The 20,039-nt window shown below is 53.9% G+C and carries 13 protein-coding genes and 1 other annotated feature; of the genes, 1 reads left to right on the top strand and 12 read right to left on the bottom strand.

What is annotated here, in order from left to right:
- Nucleotides 1-151: 151 nt before the first annotated feature.
- Nucleotides 152-1,312 carry an FprA family A-type flavoprotein gene (locus SELR_RS04745; protein WP_014424064.1) on the top strand — a complete coding sequence of 387 codons (1,161 nt, stop codon included), beginning with the start codon at nt 152-154 and terminating at the stop codon, nt 1,310-1,312.
- A 38-nt stretch (nt 1,313-1,350) separates the two neighbouring features.
- On the opposite strand, the gene SELR_RS04740 is transcribed toward SELR_RS04745, so the two are convergent.
- From SELR_RS04740 to SELR_RS04685, 12 genes are all read right to left on the bottom strand, one after another.
- Complete coding sequence (locus SELR_RS04740; protein WP_014424063.1) at nt 1,351-1,791, bottom strand: hypothetical protein; 441 nt, start codon at nt 1,789-1,791, stop codon at nt 1,351-1,353.
- Nucleotides 1,792-1,863: 72 nt separating this feature from the next.
- On the bottom strand, nt 1,864-3,183 hold the full coding sequence (locus tag SELR_RS04735) for a sensor histidine kinase (RefSeq protein WP_014424062.1): 1,320 nt from the start codon (nt 3,181-3,183) through the stop codon (nt 1,864-1,866).
- Complete coding sequence (locus tag SELR_RS04730; protein WP_014424061.1) at nt 3,180-3,860, bottom strand: response regulator transcription factor; 681 nt, start codon at nt 3,858-3,860, stop codon at nt 3,180-3,182. The genes SELR_RS04735 and SELR_RS04730 overlap by 4 nt, the downstream gene beginning before the upstream one ends.
- A gap of 130 nt (nt 3,861-3,990) precedes the next feature.
- Complete coding sequence (locus tag SELR_RS04725) at nt 3,991-5,712, bottom strand: methyl-accepting chemotaxis protein (protein ID WP_014424060.1); 1,722 nt, start codon at nt 5,710-5,712, stop codon at nt 3,991-3,993.
- Between the two features lie 105 nt (nt 5,713-5,817).
- On the bottom strand, nt 5,818-6,081 hold the full coding sequence (locus tag SELR_RS04720) for a cell division protein ZapA (RefSeq protein ID WP_014424059.1): 264 nt from the start codon (nt 6,079-6,081) through the stop codon (nt 5,818-5,820).
- Nucleotides 6,082-6,093: 12 nt separating this feature from the next.
- A complete protein-coding gene (gene pheT / locus SELR_RS04715; protein ID WP_014424058.1) occupies nt 6,094-8,523 on the bottom strand; it encodes a phenylalanine--tRNA ligase subunit beta in 2,430 nt (809 codons plus the stop codon).
- 31 nt (nt 8,524-8,554) lie between these two features.
- Entirely contained in the window at nt 8,555-9,580 is a 1,026-nt protein-coding gene (gene pheS / locus SELR_RS04710; protein ID WP_014424057.1) for a phenylalanine--tRNA ligase subunit alpha, read from the bottom strand.
- Between the two features lie 57 nt (nt 9,581-9,637).
- Nucleotides 9,638-9,831, bottom strand: a binding site (T-box leader).
- Nucleotides 9,832-9,881: 50 nt separating this feature from the next.
- Nucleotides 9,882-11,567 carry a methyl-accepting chemotaxis protein gene (locus SELR_RS04705; RefSeq protein ID WP_014424055.1) on the bottom strand — a complete coding sequence of 562 codons (1,686 nt, stop codon included), beginning with the start codon at nt 11,565-11,567 and terminating at the stop codon, nt 9,882-9,884.
- Nucleotides 11,568-11,883: 316 nt separating this feature from the next.
- A complete protein-coding gene (locus SELR_RS04700; RefSeq protein ID WP_014424054.1) occupies nt 11,884-13,146 on the bottom strand; it encodes a TIGR02679 family protein in 1,263 nt (420 codons plus the stop codon).
- Nucleotides 13,136-17,299: a TIGR02680 family protein gene (locus SELR_RS04695; RefSeq protein WP_014424053.1), complete on the bottom strand. Its 4,164-nt coding sequence runs from the start codon at nt 17,297-17,299 to the stop codon at nt 13,136-13,138. The genes SELR_RS04700 and SELR_RS04695 overlap by 11 nt, the downstream gene beginning before the upstream one ends.
- Entirely contained in the window at nt 17,296-18,510 is a 1,215-nt protein-coding gene (locus tag SELR_RS04690) for a TIGR02678 family protein (protein WP_014424052.1), read from the bottom strand. The genes SELR_RS04695 and SELR_RS04690 overlap by 4 nt, the downstream gene beginning before the upstream one ends.
- Before the next feature lie 3 nt (nt 18,511-18,513).
- Nucleotides 18,514-19,995 (bottom strand): TIGR02677 family protein, encoded by a 1,482-nt coding sequence (locus tag SELR_RS04685; protein WP_014424051.1) that lies wholly within the window; start codon nt 19,993-19,995, stop codon nt 18,514-18,516.
- Nucleotides 19,996-20,039: the final 44 nt, after the last annotated feature.

Genomic DNA, 20,039 nt, shown 5'->3' with positions numbered 1-20,039 from the left:
CTCATTTCATTCAGTTTCATTACTATATTATTTGTCTTGATTTAATTCGTCTTTACTGACTAAAAATCCTTTATCCGGCAGGAAAAAACTGTCAGCTGACGAAATAACGAGATAGATTGAAAAATTTCTAGCAGAAAGCGGGGATCATACTATGCAGGCATTAGAAATAACAAAGGGCATTTACTGGGTGGGCGCCATCGACTGGTCCATGCGCAGTTTCCATGGCTATCAGACCAGCCGTGGCTCGACTTATAACGCCTATCTGATCATAGACGAGAAAATCACCCTGATTGATACAGTAAAGGAATGCTTTGCCGAAGAACTCCTGACACGCATCAAATCCGTAATCGATCCGGCAAAGATTGACTATATCATCTCCAGCCATGTGGAACCGGACCATTCGGGAGCCATTCCCTTTATGATGAAACACTGCCCCCAGGCCAAGATCATCACGAGCCTGCCCAACGGCGCCAAAGGACTCAAAGCCCATTACGGCGATCTTCCCTATCAGGGCGTCAAGGCCGGTGACAGCCTGAGCATCGGCAGCCGCACCCTGCAGTTCGTTCCCACACCGATGCTGCATTGGCCCGACAGCATGGTGACCTACTGCCCGGAAGAGAAAATCCTCTTCTCCAATGATGCCTTTGGTGAGCACCTGGCCACCAGCCAGCGCTTCGACGATGAAGTGGATCTTGCCACCTTGATGTATGAATGTCAGAAATACTATGCCAATATCCTGATGCTCTATGGCCGTCAGGCCCAAACCGCCCTCAAGACATTGAGCTCCCTGGATATCAAGCTTATCGCCACAGGTCATGGCATTATCTGGCGTTCCCATATCGCCGAGATCATGGCCAAATATCAGCAATGGTCCGGCTTTGCAGGCGAAGACCGGGCCGTAATCGTCTTTGACAGCATGTGGCATTCCACGGAAAAGATGGCCCGTGCCATCGCTGAAGGCTTCGCCCAAAAGAACATTCCCGTGGGCTTCTACGACATCAAGGAAAATCATCTGTCCGACATCCTCACCGATATCCTGACGGCCAAATACCTGGCTGTGGGCTCCCCCACCATCAACAACCAGATGATGCCCACGATTGCCAGCTTCCTCTGCTACCTCAAGGGCCTGGCCCCCAAGGATAAGAAAGCCTTTGCCTTCGGCTCCTATGGCTGGGGCGGCCAAAGCATCGGCCTGGTGGAAGAGGAACTGAAGGCCTGCGGCTGCGAGATCATCCACGACAAGATCCGCCTGGCCAATGTGCCTACTTCCGAACAGCTGGCAGAACTCACCCAGCAAATCAAAGAGCTCTAAATAATGAAACGCTGATGGTTTTCCCCATCAGCGTTTTGTTATTTTATCACTTTGAAATTCTTTAGCAGCTGCTTCTTTTCTTCCTCGGTCAGGGCCGAAGACTTGTTTTCCCCCTTGACCATCTGCAGCTGCACCTTGTTCAGTTCCGGCTGCCGCTTCATGGTCGGCACCACGGTTTTGATCCGCGTTTCCTTCTGCAGGAGTTCTGCCATATTCAGCTCATCCAGAGCCTCCTTGAGATAACCCCGTTTACGGGCCTTGCGCAGGCAATAAGCCATGGCTACAGCCGCATCGTCCTGCAGGTCCAGCAGGCTGCCCTTCAAAAGTTTTTCATCATCAATATACTTGGCCAGACCAACCCGTTCTAAATACTTGGTCAGATTCCCGCGAAAATAGGCCAAACGCATCCGCTCTTCCAGTCGCATAGCCGCCCGCACCAAGATAGAATCCAGCCGATCATCCAGGCCCGAGTGTTTCATACACATCCCCCCGGAAATTTCCTTCATTGTGTCATTATATTCGTTATCTTTGGGCATTTTCCTGCTATTCCCTCAAAACATATGTAAATTCTTTCCTTTGGTCTTGCTCTTCAGCGTCACCAGGAACGTCGTCCCCTTGCCCAATTCACTTTCAATGGCAATGCGCCCATGATGGAGCTCCACGATTTCCTGGGCGATGGCCAGACCTAAGCCATTGCCGCCCATCTCCCGGGAACGGGCCTTGTCCACGCGGTAGAAGCGGTCAAAGATCTTCTCCTGATCCTCCTTAGCAATACCGATGCCGTTATCCTGCACCGCCAATGTGACCTTGCCCTTTTCAGCGGAGCGGAATTCCACCTTGACCTCACCGCCATCCGGCGTGTATTTCACCGCATTATCCACCAGGATCAGCACCAGTTGGCGGATCTTCTGTTCGTCAGCGTGGATGATGGTCTTGGGCAGATTGTCCGCCAGAATGTTGATGTGCTTCTGCTCGGCCAAAGGCTGCATCATGCGGGCGGTCTGGGCCGCCACTGCCCCCAGATCGAATTTGGAGGGCTTGAGCTTCAAGGCCTTGTTATCGCTGCGGGCCACGACCAAAAGATCGCTGACCAGCTTGGTCATCTTCTTGACTTCATCGTGGACATCTTCCACCACCTGCTTGAGGAAAGGCGACTTGATCTCCGGATCGTTCTGCAGGATTTCTGCCGAAGCCATGACCACCGCCAGCGGCGTCCTGAGCTCATGGGAGGCATCAGCGGCAAACTGACGCTGTTTCTCATAAGCAGCCTTCAACGGCACCATGGCCTTGCCAGACAGGATATGCCCCACCATGGTGGCAATCAAGAGTGCCAACAGACCTAAGCCCGCCATGATGCTCGTGGCCTTTTCCATACCGTTGTAGAGGGCGGTTACATCCTTGCCCACATAGACCATCTGCACTTTGCCATTGGCCTCGGTGATCTTCTGGGTGGTCATCATGATCTCTGACTTATGCCCGTTCTCCTTGGGCTTGGTCACCACCACCACATCCCCCTCCGGCGCTGTCCATTGGCTCATCACATCGAGGATGAATGGTTCAATGCGAAAAGAAGCCCGGGAAAAGTTCAACAGCCGGCCATCGGCATCAAAGACATAGAAAAACAGGCGGTCATTGGTATTCTTATAGGCCAATGTATCGTCAATCACCAGTTCCGGATGCTGATTGAGATATTTCTGTGCCTCGGCCACATTATCCGCCGTGTCCCAAAGCTCTCTTGCCTGTTCCGAACGGATAGACCAGTCCATGGACTGATGCATGGCAAAGATCAGCACGGCCAGGAAGATGATCATGACCAGGGAATAAAGTGTGGTCAGACGTTTACGGCTCTTGCCAAAGAGATTCTCTGTCACTGTCCGCCAACCTCCAGCTTATAGCCGATGCCCCGGACCGTTTTGATGACGGTTTCCCCATCGCCTACATCCAGTTTTTTCCGCAAAATCTTGATATAGGAATCGATGTTATTGGAGCTGACATCCGCCTCCATGCCCCAGATGCGGTCCAGCAAAATTTCCCGGGGTACCACGATGCCCAGATTCTGCACCAGCAGATCAAAGATCTGGAACTCCCGGGGGGAAAGCTGAATGACTTCATCCTTTTTCTTCAATACCTTCGTGGTGCGATTCAGCGTAAAGTCCCCGACTTCCACCTGATCCTGCTGGATCTGTTGAGTGCTGCGGCGGCCTAATGCTCTGAGCCGTGCCATCAGCTCGGCAAATTCAAAGGGCTTGACCAGATAATCATCTGCGCCGGCATCCAGACCGGATACACGATCCTCCACAGAATCCCGGGCCGTCAGCATCAGAATGGCCTTGGCATAACCATCGCTGCGCAGGCGCTTGCATATGTCAATACCGTTTTCTCCCGGCATCATCCAGTCCAATATCAGTATATCGTAATCGGTGAACATGGCATATTCATAAACCTCACTGCCATTGGTCACCCAGTCAGCCTTTATCTTGTTCTGCTCCAGCATATACTGGATCAACTTACCTAAGCGGCGATCGTCTTCTGCTAATAAAACACGCATAACCGCACCTCCAAAATGTTTTCTCCCTATCTATTATAAACATGTTTTTTTGAAAATCCAATGAAAATTCTTCTGTCTACCAACAGAAAATGACCGATATCCACGAAAGATATCGGCCACTTCCAGGCGATTAGAATTTGAATTTCTGCAGGGAATTCTGGAGATTCTGTGCGAGATTAGCCAAAGCTGTGCTGGCATCAGCAATTTCGGCTGCCGATGCAGACTGTTCTTCGGAGGCGGCAGAAACGCTTTCCATTTCCGATGCCACCATACCACCCTTTTGCAGGATGCCGTCAGATTTGCTCTTGATGACCTGCGTATCATTCTCAACAGCCTTGAGTTCCCTGGTCATTTCCTCAGCCTGTTTGGCAACCCCCAACGCTGCATCATAGATGCTCTTGAAGGTGTCACGAAGCTGTTCCACCGATGCGGTGCCTTCCTTGACGGCGGCACTGCCCTTCTGCATGGAGGTAACCGCTGCTGCCGTTTCCGACTGGATACCACTGATGAGGCTTGTAATCTGCTTGGCCGCTTCCTGGGAGGCTTCAGCAAGCTTTCTTACTTCATCGGCTACAACGGCAAAGCCGCGGCCATGCTCACCGGCACGAGCAGCTTCGATTGCCGCATTGAGTGCCAGCAAATTGGTCTGTTCGGCAATCGAGGAAATCGTCTCGACAATCTGGCCGATTTCCTGCGAGCTCTGCCCAAGTTTATCCACGGTTTCAGCTGAGCTGTTGACCACCTGGGCCACGCTGTTGATCTGGCTGACTGCCTGTTTCACGGCTTCATTACCTTCTACAGCAGCTTTGTTGCTGGTATTGGCATGTTCTGAAACCATATTGGCCGTCTTGCTCAGACGTCCGATTGCCTCAACTGCATTATCGATGGAATCGATGACATCGCCCACATCCTGTTGCTGTTCGGCCACAGCACCGGCGGCATTGGTAACGGACTGCGCCACCTGCTCGGAAGCCTGTGCCGACTGATGGGAGCTGGCGGTGAGTTCTTCGGAGGATGCAGCCAGCTGTTCCGCTGTGGTGCTGGAACTGCGCATGAGTTTATTAAGCGTCGTACGTACTTCTGCTACCATATCTGCCATCGCACCAAATTCGTCGCCACGGATGATCGTACGGGGATGGTCGCTGAAGTCACCGCCACGCAGGCGATCCAAGGAACGCATCATAGCTTCCACCGGATTGACGATTTCCCGGGTGATGAACATCGCCACTGCGACCATGATAATCAAGCCCAATAGCAGCAGGATAACCATGTTGCGAATGGTTGCTTCCGTATCTTCATCATTTTCCTTGTTCAGGGCTTCGGCATGGGCATTTTCCAGTTCCGTCATCTTGTTGATATGAGGACGAAGCTTATCCACCATCTTGGCACCATTCTGGTTATACAGCGCCAGCGCCTCCTCCTGCTGCCCCTGCTGCGCCAAAGCGGTAACCTTATTCATCAGGGTATGGAGCTCACCCCATCCCTTTTTGAATTCTTCAAATTCCTTTTTCATTTCCTCGGGCTTGCCCGTGACGGCTTCATAGCTGCTGACACCAGCCTCCACGAGTTTCACGCCATCCTCGTACTTTTTCTGCAAAGTCTGCATGCGGGCCGGATCATCCTTTACCGTGGTCATGACCACCATCATGCCCTGGGAATAACGGATGCCATAGCGCATATCGCTGAGATAGCCCAAGGATTTTACGCATTTCTCATACATGAATTCCATGTCTACCTGAGCTTTTTTCAGCGACGAATACCCGGCAAAGCCGATAACCAGCATGCCAATTACGGCAAAAACCGCCAGTATCAGCATCTTATAGGCTACCCGCAGATTTTTAATCCACCCCATTGATTACCCACTCCTTTGTCCTATAGAAATAACCCGTAAAGTCGTACTTCCTTCTCCTTTACGGGTTATATTCGTGAGCGAGTAAAAAATTCCTGCTATTATTAATTATTTTTCATCCAGAAGGTCCACAAGTTCATCGTAATCCTTCTTCAGTTTGTAATATTCCTCGGCAATCTCCAATGCTGTAAGAACCGCGATCTTCCGCTCATCAAAGGTGCGCACGGCACGGCTCATGACTTTCATCCTCTTATCCAAAGCCGCGGCCAATTGTTTCATATGCTGAGGATTGTCCGTCTTCAACGGATAACTGGTACCATAGATATCCACGACCACTCGCTGAGCGGATGGGCTATTCTTTTCTTCTGCCATAATATCACCTGCTTAGGCACGCAATTCGGCACCAAACTGTTTTTCCACCGCCTTGAGGATGTTGTTGAAAGCCGTATCGGCTTCTTCATCGGTCAGCGTCTTGTCCTTGGACTGGAACTGGAGATTGAAGGCCAGACTCTTCTTGCCCTCGGCCACATGCTCGCCAGTGTAGACGTCAAAGAGCGTCACGGACTTGAAGTACTTGCCGCCGTTCTTCGTGATGACCTGTTCAATCTTACCAGCTTCAGCATCCGTATCCACCACAATGGCGAGGTCGCGGGAAGTTGCGGGGAATTTCGGCAGGCTGTCAAAATGGAAGTTCTTGGCGGTGTACTTCATGAGCACTTCCACATCCATCTCGAAGAGGTAGACCTTCTGCTTGATGCCAAAGTTTTCCGCAGCCTGCGGGTGCAGTTCGCCGATGGTAGCGATGACTTCACGGCCCTTCTTGAAGAGCGCCGTCTTGCCCGGATGCAGGGCGAAGTGTTCGCCGGCTTCCACGGTGTACTTGGAAATGGAAAGGCTGGCAAGCAGCTCTTCCACCAGCCCCTTCATATCGTAGAAGTCAATCACATCATTCGTCTGGTTCCAGCCCACCATATTGCGGCGGCCTGTCATCAGGCCAACGAGCTTGATGACTTCATCGGGCTGCTCGGTTACCGGCAACTGCTTCGGGAAGAACACAGGAGCCACATCGAAAAGACGCAGGTCCATGTTCTTGCGTGAGAAGTTGCGTACAGCGTTCTCCATGATGGAGGTCAGAAGGCTCGTGCGCACCAACGGATAATCATCCGTCAGCGGGTTCATGATGGGCACAGCCTTACGCAGTTCGCTGTCAGCAGGCACCAGCATCTTATCCAGCAAATCCGTATTGGTGAAGCTGAAGGACAGCTCCTCCGTCATACCCAGACCGACGAGGACTTCCTTGATCTTGTCGATGAAGTCCTGACGCGGGCTCTGCTTGCCCTGCATCACAGCACCCCAGGGCAGGGTCGGTGCGATATTGTCGAAGCCGTAGATGCGGGAGATTTCCTCGGAGAGGTCTTCCATGCAGGTGCAGTCATTGCGCCAGGAGGGAACCTTGGCCACAAAGCCATCCCCTTCCGTCCGTACCACGAAGCCCAGGCTCGTGAGGATTTCCATCATCTTGGCAGCGGAAAGTTGCGTACCCAAGCGAGCATTGATCTGCTCAGCCGTGTAGGCGATTTCCGTTTCCTGCTGGGGAGCGGGATAAACGTCCACCATGCCCTGGGTTACGGTGCAGGCGCCCATTTCCTGCAAGAGCTGGCAGGCACGGTCGAGGGCGCGGGGAATAGCCGTCACATCCACACCGCGTTCGAAACGGCCAGAAGCCTCAGAGTGCAGGCCGCAGCCACGGGAAGTGCGGCGGATGCTGGCACCGTTGAAAGAAGCAGCTTCCAGCACGATGGTCGTAGTCTTTTCCGTCACTTCGGATTCCAGACCGCCCATGACACCGGCAAGGCCGGCGGGCTTTTCCGCATCAGCGATGACGAGCTCCGTGCCCTTGGCAATACGGGAGCTGTCATCCAGCGTATGGAGGTTTTCACCCTCTTTAGCCAGGCGGGCCGTGAGGCTGTGGCCAGTAATTTCATCATAGTCATAAGCGTGCATGGGCTGGCCCAGTTCCACCATGACGAAGTTGGTCACGTCCACCACGTTGTTGATAGCGCGGATGCCCGCACCTTCGAGACGCTGCTGCATCCATTCCGGAGAGGGACCAATCTTCACGTTCTTGATGACGCGGGCAGCAAAGCGGCTGCAGAGGTCGCTGTCGATGCCGATCTTGATCATGTCAGCAGCCTTGGCCTCATCGTCTTCTTTCACGGTGATTTCCGGGTATTTCGGCTCGTTGCCCGTGAGGATGGCAGCTTCTCTTACGAGACCGAAAACGCTGAAGCAGTCCGCACGGTTGGCGGTAAGCTCGAATTCCAGTACCACATCATCAAGGCCCAGCACGTCTTTGGCGGGCACACCTACCGGCGTATCAGCGGGCAAGATGTAGATGCCGTCTTTTTCCTCGTCGGTGAGTTTCGTGAGGTCCATCTTGAGCTCTTCAGCGGAGCACAACATGCCGTTGGAGGGCAGGCCGCGCAGCTTGCCCTTCTTGATGTGCAGGCCGTTGGGCAGATGAGCGCCTACCATAGCCACGGGCACAATCTGGCCTTCGGCTACATTCTGGGCACCGGTGATGATCTGAATAAGTTCCTGCTCACCAACATTCATCTGACAAATCTGCAGATGGTCGGAATCAGGATGGGCTTCCAGCTTTTCGATGCGGCCCGTCACCACCTTGTCCAGGCCTTCGTCAGCCCGGATGACATTTTCCACGGGGACACCGGCCATGGTGTATTTATCGGCCAGTTCTTCCGCCGTTTCCTTGAAATCTATATAATCGTTCAACCATTTAATGGAAACCTGCATTATGTATCCTCCCTATAAAACAACTTACAACTTAGAACTGCTGCAAGAAGCGCACGTCATTGTCGTAGAACAGGCGCAAGTCGTCGATGCCGTAGGACAGCATGGCGATACGCTCAACGCCCAGACCGAAAGCAAAGCCGCTGACCACCTTCGGGTCATAGCCGCTCATTTCCAACACATGGGGATGAACCATGCCGGCGCCGAGGATTTCCAGCCAGCCCGTGCCCTTGCAGACCTTGCAGCCTTCGCCATGGCACATAACGCAGGAGATATCCACCTCTGCAGAAGGCTCCGTGAAGGGGAAGAAGCTGGGACGGAAGCGCACGCCCACGTTTTCGTTGAAGATCTGATGGAGGAAGAGCTCCAGCGTGCCCTTGAGGTCAGCAAAGCTGATGCCCTTGTCGATGACAAGGCCTTCCACCTGGGTGAACATGGGAGAATGGGTGGCATCGTATTCATCACGGCGATAAACGCGGCCCGGGGCAATCATGCGGATTGGCTTATTCGGTTCGTTGGCCTGCATGGTGCGTGCCTGTACCGGAGAGGTCTGGGAACGCATGAGGATTTCATCGGTGATATAGAAGGAATCCTGCATATCGCGGGCCGGATGGTCCTTGGGCAGGTTCAGCGCTTCAAAGTTGAAGTAATCCCGCTCGATTTCCGGGCCCTCTTCCACGCTGAAGCCCATGTGAACAAAGATGTCCTTGATGCGCTGCATGGTCAGCGTCAGCGGATGCAGATGGCCTTGAGGCACCGTGCGGCCCGGCAACGTCACATCGATTTTTTCGCTGGCCAGACGCTTTTTCATTTCCTGGGCCTTGAGTTCGCCGGTCTGCTGGCCAATCAGCCCTTCAATCTCAGCCTTGGCTACGTTGACAATCTTGCCCACCTTCGGACGTTCTTCGGCGGACAGGCTGCCCATGCCACGCAGGATAGCGGTGAACTCGCCCTTCTTGCCTAAGTATTTTACACGGATATCATTCAGCGCCGTCATATCTGCGGCAGCTTTGACTTCAGCTGCGGCCGCAGCCTTCAGCTCAGCAATCTTTTCTTCCATTTTTACCTCCTGATTGATGACAATATAAAAGCCCTCGCCCCTGCACAAAATATGTGCACGAGGGGCGAAGGCTGAATTTCGCGGTACCACCCTGATTTCTCACTCAATGACTTTAACGCAGTCCTACGTCCGGCATTTCCTCCGAAAAGCTCCCAAGCGAACTTTCAATCCCGGGCTTTGTTTCCTTCCCACCAACGGAAACTCTCTGTGAAAACCGCGCAAGATTTACTCTTCTTGTTCATTGCTACAATACATAAGATTGTAGCATAAAGGCCTGCGGAATGCAACGGAAAATCTGCTTTTACACCTTGAATTTCGTGACTTCATCCTGCATGCTCTGAGCAAGTTTAGCCAGCTGATGGCTGGAATCGGAAACCTCATGCATGGTAGCTGCCTGCTGTTCCGTAGCAGCGGAAATGCTCTGAGCTTCCTCTTCAAACTGACGGCTCTGTGTCTGGACATTGCCCATGGAAGCAAGGATATCGCGGCTGGTTTTCTCCACTACCTGAATATGCGTCAGGGATTCCTTGATATGATTGTCCAGGATATCCACCTGTCGTTCGATATCCTTGAAGGCTTCACCCGTGGAGGCAATGGTCTTGGCCCCTTCTGACACATTGCGGTTGCCTTCCTCAATGGCGTTCACAGCCTGCTGGGTATCATTCTGAATCGCCACGATAAGCTGAGAGATATTGCCCGCCGCCTCACTGGACTGCTCGGCCAGCTTGCGCACCTCGTCTGCCACCACGGAAAAACCTCTTCCGGCTTCCCCGGCACGGGCGGCCTCGATGGCAGCATTCAGGGCCAGCAGGTTGGTCTGTTCGGAAATGGTGGAAATCGTATCCACAATGGCGCCGATTTCATCGGAACGCTTACCCAAGGCTGCCACTACCTGAGCCGAGCTTGCCACCTGTTCGGCAATCTGCTGAATCTGCTTCACAGCCTGGCCGACACTCTGCCCGCCCGTTCTGGCCCGTTCCTGACTGAGCTGGGATGCCTGCCGCATGGTCTTGGCACTGGCAGCCAAGGCCTCTACCTTCTTGGACATTTCCTCGGTCTCAGCTTCCAGCGTATTGATGATCTCTGCCTGCCGGGCAGCCCCTTCACTCATATGAACCGTACTGTCTGCCACGCTCTGCACCGTATCCGTGGTCTGCATGGCACTGGCAGTAAGCTCTTCGGCAGCAGCCGATACGGTCTGCACCGAATCCGCCACATTCCGGATAAGGTTCCCCAGCCGTTCCTGCATATCATTGCCGCAGGCAGTCAGCTGACCGATCTCGTCGCTGGACTGTACGGGCACAGGTGCCCCCCGCAGGTCGCCATCAGCAATGCGCTGCAGCCCTTCCGTCAAAGCAGCCATAGGCTGCAGGGCCTTGCCAATAATATAATAGGACACAATTCCGGACAAGATCAGGATGATCACCATGGTCAGCAAAACCGAGCTCAAGAAGCCGGCGCGGATGCCATCAAACTCACTGTCAGACAGCCCCACATACAGCATGCCGATGATCTTGCCCTGGGTATCCTTGATGGGCTCATAAGCGCTCTGGTAATCTTCCCCTAATACATTGGCCTCGCCTACGAAGAACTCACCTTTCTGCAAGACCTTTTCCGCCACGGCAGCAGAGCACTTGGTGTTGACGGCACGGGAGCCGCCTTCATTCCTTACCGTTGTCGCCACGCGCGTATCCCCCAGGAAGATGGTCACATGTCCATTGCAAACCTTTCCCAGATCATCTACCAAATCTTCATCCCCATTGATTTTGTAATCGCCCTTGTAAAGCTCACTGCCCTTGATCTGCCATTTTCCCGGATGGCGATGTTCCACCAGTTCCAGGAAGGAAACTACATTGGAGTAAGCCTTCATCCGCAAAGCCTCATCAAAGCCAATGTCTGCACTGCGGTAGCCCAGGAATCCCAGGCATAGGCAGGTCGCTACGATAAAGATGTTCAGCAGTATGATCGCCTTGGTTTGCAGTTTCATGATAAAAATCCTTTCTCTAATCTCACAAAAGGGACGAGAAACTTTCCTGTCCACTGCCTTCCTGGTTACAAAGCCCACAATTTCCATGGGTATTTTTTCGCTCCAGCAGTGACAAAAACCTGCTTTATATAGAAAGTTTTTACTATTCACATAACGATTTTAAAAAGCCCCCCAAAAACATGCCCTCGTCACTGACCTCTAATCATGACAAGGGTTTGCCTATCTTCTATCAGAATACTTTCCCGGCAATAAACCAGAGACGTCCATGTCCACTCATTGACATTGGCCAGGACTTCTACTATAAATTCGCCCGCTTTTACTTCTTCCACAAATCGGCCTGCAGTTCCTGGAGCAAACTTTCCTGATACAGCACCTTTTGTTCTTGCCGCATGGCTGCCACCAAGGGCGTCAGCTGCGGGTGATCGCTTGTGGGCAGTTTTTTCAGCCGGTTTTCCGGCAGGAGCAGATTGGCCTGGGCGTACTCGTTCACAGACATATGCCAGAGGGCGGCTCCTTCGTAGCGATTCAGGATATGGCTGGCAATGCTCAGTCCTTCCGGGTCGAAATCCCCGGCATAGAGCAGGCGGATGCCACTTGCGGCCAGACGATCCAGCAATGCCCAGGAAGCAGCCTTCAGCTGTCCATGGAGGGCCACCAATGGCACAGACTTTTGCCGAGCCTGCAATCCGTCCAGCAAGGTGGAGAACACGCCGGAATTCTCTACGATATAGACCGTATCGGCATTCCCCTCCACCGGCAGGATTCGCTCAGCGGCTGCAATTTCCCGCAGAGGCACGTTCAAAGGAGCATAGCTATTGGCCGCCTCCCGCCAATAGGCTATTTCTCCGCCATCTTCGCCGTAGGCCTTCAAGCCGTAAACCGTGGCAAAGTTCAGGATATCGTCACGGATCAGGCGGTATTTATACAGCAGCTCTGTGCGTGCGTCAGCAGCAGATGGAACGTTCTCCCCCTGCAAAAAGGCCAGAGCCTGCAAGAAAAGCCGTCCCTCGGTACGGTCAAAATCCAATGCATGGGGATTTTGCGCCACCCGGTTGGCAAACAGGGGCAACCGCTCATATTTGGCGGGCAGCATTGCTAAAGCGCAGGCCACCGTAGCCAGAACATCTTCCTGCTGATATAATTCTTTGGCAAACAGATGAAGATTTCCCTGGGCCAAAGCCTGCAACCAGCGCCTGGCAGGTCCAGCCGGGTATTTTGCCAGCAGCCTGTCCATGATTTCCTGCCGTTTCGCCTGTTCCTGCTGCCGTTCTTCCCGCTTGGTGATGAAATTCCCGGGCATCAGGGAAAGCAGGAAATCCGGCAAGGGAATGCTCCCGAAACGGGTTTTCTCCCAGGCTGCGGAAAATTCCTTATAAGACACGGAATCTGCTTCACCAAACTTGCGGCGCAGGAAGGCCGCTAAAGATCGCTGTTCCTCCACCGTAAGCGCAGTCAGGGACACCCGCCCGCCGAAATGGCCCAGACTGCGATACTTGCAGCAAAACTCTTTCGCCAACGCCAGCAATATTGCATGACCTTTAAAATACGCCGCCGCTTCCGCTGCCAGCTTATCCTTCACGGCTATCCTCCAACATCACATTACGGCTATGGCCATTCCAATGATAGCCCAGCACCGATACATAATTGGCATTCAGAGGACGCAGCAGCTCATAGATATTGAGGCTGGGCACCACATCATAATCGCCCCAGATGGCCTGGGAGTTCATGATGTAGTTGAAGCCCATCTGCTCCACCAGCCGGAACATATCCCGCATATTCTGCTCGTCCACCCCGGCAAAAGCCTCATCCAACGTAATCAGACGGGGCGCATCCTTGCCGGCATCCAGATAGCGGGAATAAGCCGCCGAAAACAAGGGCACATACATGGCCATGGCCTTTTCGCCGCCACTGAAGCGGAAGAATGCCTTGTCCGTAAGTTCCCGCCGCTGAATCTGCTCACCCTTGTCATAATAGAGACGGAAGCGGAACCACTGCCGGTAATCCAGCTGTTCCCGCACCGAAGCCTGAAAGGCATCTGCATCCTTTTCCTGCAGCTGAGCCTCTTCCCTGGCCCGCCGTATCCGGGAGGAAAAATGTTTCTCCAGCCGCTTCATGTCTGCTTCCTTCATCAATTCCGGATCGCTGTGCAAGAGTTCCACCAGTTCGGCCGTGTCCAGCTCGTTATCATCCTCGCCCGTAAGAGGCTTCCATTCCAGCCGGAACCGCAGGGCACTGGAGGTTTCGCTTTTGCCCATGAGCTTGTTCATCTTCTTGATCCAATCCTCTGCACCGTAGATCTTTTCGCTGATGGTGCGACCGATGCTGTTGAGGATGATCTCCTGATAGATCCGCTTGTCCTGCTCGGACAGCAGGCTTTCCTGTTCCAGCAGATGGTCCTTGAGCTGCTGGAGCTGCTCATAGGGGCTCAACGGCTTGCCGCCGGCCTCAGTCAAAGCCAGCTGCCGCACCGCATAATCCCGCAGGGTATCCAGACGGGGCAGGAAAATCTCCTCATCTTCCGGGGAAATTTCCGGCAAATCGCCCAGTTCGTCCACATTTTCCCGCAGGGATAAGCGGTACTCAGCAATTTCATCCCGCTGTCTGGCATACTGGCTTTCCACATCCTGGGCCAGAGAATGCAGGGTCTTGTTGTCACGGCTCTTTTGCCGGGCCTGCATAAGCTCCCGCAGATTCTTCTTGTCCAAATCCACAAAGCCCCGCTTCTGCTCAGCCTGCAGAAGTTTCTGCCATAAAACCAGCAGCTTTCCATAGACCTGCTGCCGGCGCCGGCTTTGCTCCAGCTGACTAGCCAATATCTGCCGGCTGCTTTCATTCTGTCCCAACAGCTGGGATACCTGCCGGATTTCCTGGGGGATATGCCTGAGGCGTTCCACCACTTCGGCAATGCAGGCTTCAATGGCCGCCGCATCCATCCGGGTCAGCTGCTCCTGCAGGGCAGAGATATTCTTCTCCAGCCGGGCGATATTCATATCCTTGTCCAGCAGTTCCCCCTTGAGGGCATCCACTTCCTCCCGGACATATTCTGCCTCCTGACTCTGCTGCCGGAACAGCTCCGCACTATGGGCATAGTTAGCCTGCATAAGAGTGAGCTTGTGCCATACTTCGCCATAATCGTGGAGGGCTGCCAAAGCTTCCTCATAGGCAATGGCGGAAAACGCCAGCCCCGTATCGCCACGCTCAGCAATGATTCCGGCCCGTTCGTCCCGCAGTTCCAGTGTCAACTTCTTCTGCCTGTCCGCCAGTTCACCCAGCCTGTGCTGCTGTCGTTCAATATCCCGTTCCCGGCTGCGCAGTTCATCATAAACCGACTGTACCTCCTGCTGATTCGGGAAATCCTCCCGAGCCTTCAGCAGGCAGTCATTTTCAGCCAGCAGGCTGCTTTCCTGCTCCTGCACATGGGCAAGCTCTGCCTGCAAGCCGGCAATTTCTGCTTCCTTAGCGGCAATCTGCTGACGGCGGTAATTTTCCCGGGCCTGCTTGCCGATAAAGAGCGCCGCCGGGCGCTGGGCTGCCCGTCCTGCCAGTGTACCGAGCCGATAAGCTCCATCCACCACATTCAGGGCAATGCCATTGCCCTTGCCGTATACTTCACTGCTGATGGCAATGCTGCCCAAAACGTCAGCAATGCGTTCCCTGGCGATACCGCTCTCCCCGGGCACAGGTTCCAGATAATCCAGCAGGGATTCAGCCAGCATCACTGGCTCGCCGCTGAAGAGCACCGTGCCCCGCATGGATTCCGGCAGTTTTTGCGCCGCCTCATTGGAAGCCAGCAGCAGAGAGTTCAGCAAGCCAGCTTCCAGCAATGCCGATTCCAGCCGTTCCCGCATGGCCGGGGAAACCGTGCTTCTGTACTCCGTGGCTTCGTATAAGGGCACATAGGCGATGCCCTGGGCTGTCAGTTCCTGACGGGCAGCTGCCCAGGCTTCCTGCAGTTCCGGTTCAGCCTCCTTTGTCTGACGCAGGCTTGCCAGTTCTGCCTGCGCTTCGGCCAGCTGACCGGTCAGTTCCTGCTTATTCAGCTCCACCTTGCCGATAGCTGCATTCAGGCTGCGCTGCTTTTCGCTGACAATGGTTCCCAGTTGATTCTGGATATCCAGCCAGGAGGTTGTGCCAAAAAGTTCCCGCAAACTGCCAGCCAGGCGGATTTCTGCGTCTTTGTCCATTGACAGCAGGGCCTGCCAGCGGTCTTTCCATTCATAGAAGGCCTTGACCAGCTGTTCCCGTTCCTGGGCCAGCATTTCTGTCAGCCGGTCTTCTTCATGGCGGTACTGATCCAGCCGGCGGTTTTCCTCGCCCAGTTCCTGCTCCCATTGCTGCAGCTTTTCCAACGACTGCTCATACTGCAGCATCTGCTTATGCAGTTTCTGCAGGCTCTGCAGCTGATTCTGCCGTTCCCGGCGCCAGAGGCGGAAATGCTCCTCACAATCCGGCGAGGACAGCTGGAAGCCCTCCTGAAAAGCGGCGTGGCTGTCAAAGTCCGCCTGCTCCGCCAGATCCGTCAAATCCTCCAGAATATCGGCCACCTGTTTTTCCAATTGGGCCAGATCAGCCTCTTCCTGCCGCATCTGCTCCTGCAGAGACAGTTCCCGCCGGCGTTTTTCCAGTAGGCTGTCATCCTTGCGCTGTTTCTCGGCCTGCTCTTTAGCCAGCTGCAATTCTGCTTCCTTTTTCCTTTCGGCAGCCTTATAGGCTTCATGCTCCTGCAGGCTGGCCTGTTCCTGCCGCAGGGCTTCTTCTTCCACCGTCAGGCTCTGCAACCGCTCACTGGCCTCTGCCGCCTGTTTTTCTGCCGCCAGCAGTTCCTCCTGCTGGGCCTCCGCCTGCTTGTTCAGACGCTTGAGGGCCTTCTGGCAATCGGCCTCAGCCAAAGCCCGCTCTGCCAGCACCGCCGTATTATAGGCGGTATACGCTCGGCAGATATTCTGAAAGGCCCCCCGCTCCCGCTTGAGCTGTTCGATGGCCAGCCTGGTCTTTTCCATATTTTCCAGCGTCTCCGCCAAAGGCCGCAAATCCTCATCCGAAAGGGTAGGCAGAGAGGCATTCAAAATCTCATAGATGACACTGGGCTTGAAATCCCGGGATAATTTCGGACTGCGCAGCTGAATGAGCAGCTTCATCAATTCCTCGTATTTGCGGATATCCTCATAGCCAAAGACATACTGATTCACCATGGCCATGTATTCCCGCTGCTCCGTGGTCACCCGGCCGTCCTGGCCGATGGCATTTTCCAATTCCCGACGGGTCAAGGGAATCTTCTGTTCTTCTCCCGTTTCCGGGTTCTTCGTCAGATGATAGAGAGACAGATCCTCGCCGATACGGCGGCCATTCTGCAGCACAAAGCCCCAAAAGTCCACCTTGGAATTGCCCCGGCGGGCATGAAGGCCAATGCCTGTGGTGATGTACTGCTCACTATTTGCCCGCTTGTATTCCAGATAAAGATAGCCAGTACGTTCCTCGTATTCGCTGATTTCCTTTTCCCCCAACAGATAATCATCCATGGTACGGGATTTGGAACCAAAGCTGTCCAGACGATCCGCCCTCTTCACGCCATCCAGCAGCACCGTAATCAGGCTCTGCATGGTAACGGACTTGCCAGAACCGTTGCTGCCCCGCAAAAGCAGCCTGCCATCGGCAAAGTAAAACTCCGCCTCATCATAATACCAATAATTCAAAATGCCTGCCCGATAGGCCTGCCAACGATTGTCGCTCATTCCTTGTCCTCCGTTTTGCCCCGCTTGGCACTCTTGCCTGGCTGATAATCTGTGGGATAGCTGCCATCATAGCGCAGCAGGGCCGGCAATAATGTAATCAGGCCATCCTCTGCCACTTTGGCCATGCCCCAGGCCGTCATTTCCGCCAGCACATTCTCCGCCAGTCGCTTGACGCTCATTTCCCGGTATTCCTTGGTCCAGCCGTGGCCCACAGCCGCCTGCAATTTCTCCATATGCACCTGCCATTCCGTTTTGCTCAGGGAAGTCACCTGTGGCGAAACCTCTCGCCAATAATGGGCAAAATGCAACAACACATCATGAAGCCCCCGGAACCGGACCGGGAAACTGTCCTTGACCCAGGATGACTGCTCATGGGAAACCGCCATCACGGCATCCTGATAAAGTTCCACATGGAGGCCGAACCATTCCAGCATCGCCTCTTCCAGCCGGCCATGGCGCTTGCGCAGATAGAGGAAATCCCCTTCCGACTCTGTATCCCGATAGTACACAGGACTTAAGAGCACTTCCCGATATAGCCTGTGCCGCCGCTGCCGCAGAGCCGTGGCCTCCTCATCAATCTCCGGCATGAAATCCGCCGCCCCCAGTTCTGCCAGGCTGTCATAGGCCCCCAATTCCTGGGGGAAATTCCGCAGGAAGTACCGGGCCAATGTCGTCACCTCATAGAGTGCCTCGCCGGCAATATTGCCATCGCTGCCATAGCCCTGACTCAAAAAGGCCACGCTTTCATCATCCACAATCTGCAGGATTCCCTCATCGGCCAGATATTTCAGCACCCGGATCAGAGACTTGCGCCAGTTGTAGGATTCCCAATTCAACTTAGGAGTATAAGCATCCTCTGGATAATAGGAAAGCAATGCCTCAGCCAAATCCCCCAGCAGGAACTGCCCGCCGGCCTCATATTCCTCCATAAAAGCCATGACGCAGGCCAGCAGCACATAATCCTCCACACTCTGCATGGCCTCTATGCCCATAAAAGACCGGGGATTGGCGGGGATTTTCTCCAATTTGTAAAACTGCGGCGTTACCAGCAGAGGCCAGCCGCATTTGTCACGGAAAAATTGCCGCAGCGCTTTTTCGTTACGGCGTACCAGTAAATATTCATCGGGCATGTCCTTGCGGGTTACCCAGCGGTTTTCCACAAGCAGCTGGGCGGCCTGCCGGAGTTCATCCTGTCCGCCTGTAATTGCCATCTGTTATCCGTTTCCTTTCTGCAGCCGAAACTTCATGGGAGGCAATGAGAATTCACCATCCTCGCAGTGCAGGGTAATGCGCCCTTTCGCCTGCCGGTCATAGATAAGTTCCACCGTGCTGCCCAGTTCTGTGCGCACAGGATTGCGCTGCAAAGCACGGGCCACCCAGCTCAGCAGCATCTGCCGCGCCTCGCGGCTGATAACAGGCAGCGAGGCAAAATCGATTACGCCATCAGCGGCCAGGCCATTCATCACCGCTGCCAGCTTTTCCTGCTGGGCCAGATGCTGCTGACGGGCTTCTTCCTTAGCCGCAGCATACTGCCGGATGGGTACCTGCCGCTGACGTTCCCGATAGGTGCTCACCCGTGGCTTCATCTCAATCCTCGTCGGCGCTTCATCCTGGATATGGCTGTTCATATCCTCCATTTCCCGGCTTTCCCCATAGAAATGCCGCCCGCCGGCAGGGCCAAAGGCCACGGCACTGAGGCAATCCGCCTCCTCCTTGCTGGAGAGATGGGAGAACCAACGCGCTAATTGGATATACTCAGCCTTGCGGCTGCGGAAGGTCTGATGCTGTTCCGCCAACCGCTGGGCAAATTTCGTAATGCGGCGGATGGTGTCCACCGTTTCCTTGGACAGGGCTGACAGCTCGCTTTCCCGATAACTGTTGCCCATAAACCATTCCCGCATAACCAGAAAACTCTCCTGATAATCTTCCATGTAGGTTTCCCGGCTCTTCTCCTCCCCCAGCCGGGGAATGGACAGCTGATAATCCGTCAGCCGTGAAAATAAGGCTGCCTCCTGCTCAGACGTGCTGCCCTGAAAGAGATTTTCCATCCGCTTGGCCGACCGCTGCAGGCCAATGACAAAAGTCTGCAGATATTTGGTAAAACGATCCTTATACACTACAAAGGCTGTGGTCTGCATCCGTTCTTCCACCTTGGCGCTCTTCAGATGGGCCAGATAATCGGAAGAATTCTGCACCAGTGTATGGAAATAATGCTCCAGATCCACCCAGGTCTGATTCAGTTCCTTCGATGTAAGTTCCTGCCCGGACACTAAAAAATCCCGTAAGGCGCGCAGAATGCGGTCAAACTGAGTGGTTTCCAGTGAACCGCTAAACTCCGTGCCCAGGGATTGTAATTTCTCCACCATGCGCTCAATCTCCACCGTATAAGGCGTGCATTGATAGCGATAGCGTTTCTTCTTAAAGTCCGCAATGCTCTTGGAACGTCCTGTTTCCTGATGGGGAATAAGGTTTTTCCAGCCCACCAGCGTAGCAAGATCCTGCTCCAACTGCTCGAAGGTATACGCCTGAAAATGAGGATCCTTTTTCAGCTCGTGAAAAATATCCTCAGGATAAACATAGGTCTGCATATGTTCATGACGCTTAAAGCAAAAATGCAAAATAGAGCGATAGCGCCAGGTATTGTCCGTATTCAAATAACTGACTTCCGCAATACGGCGAAAATCCTGCTCCTCCATAAACAGCCCCCTCTCTTCATAATGCCACCATAAGACAGTATAGC

Source organism: Selenomonas ruminantium subsp. lactilytica TAM6421, from assembly GCF_000284095.1.
Classification (GTDB): Bacteria; Bacillota; Negativicutes; order Selenomonadales; family Selenomonadaceae; genus Selenomonas_A; species Selenomonas_A lactilytica.
This window is presented reverse-complemented; position numbering and strand designations above follow the sequence as displayed.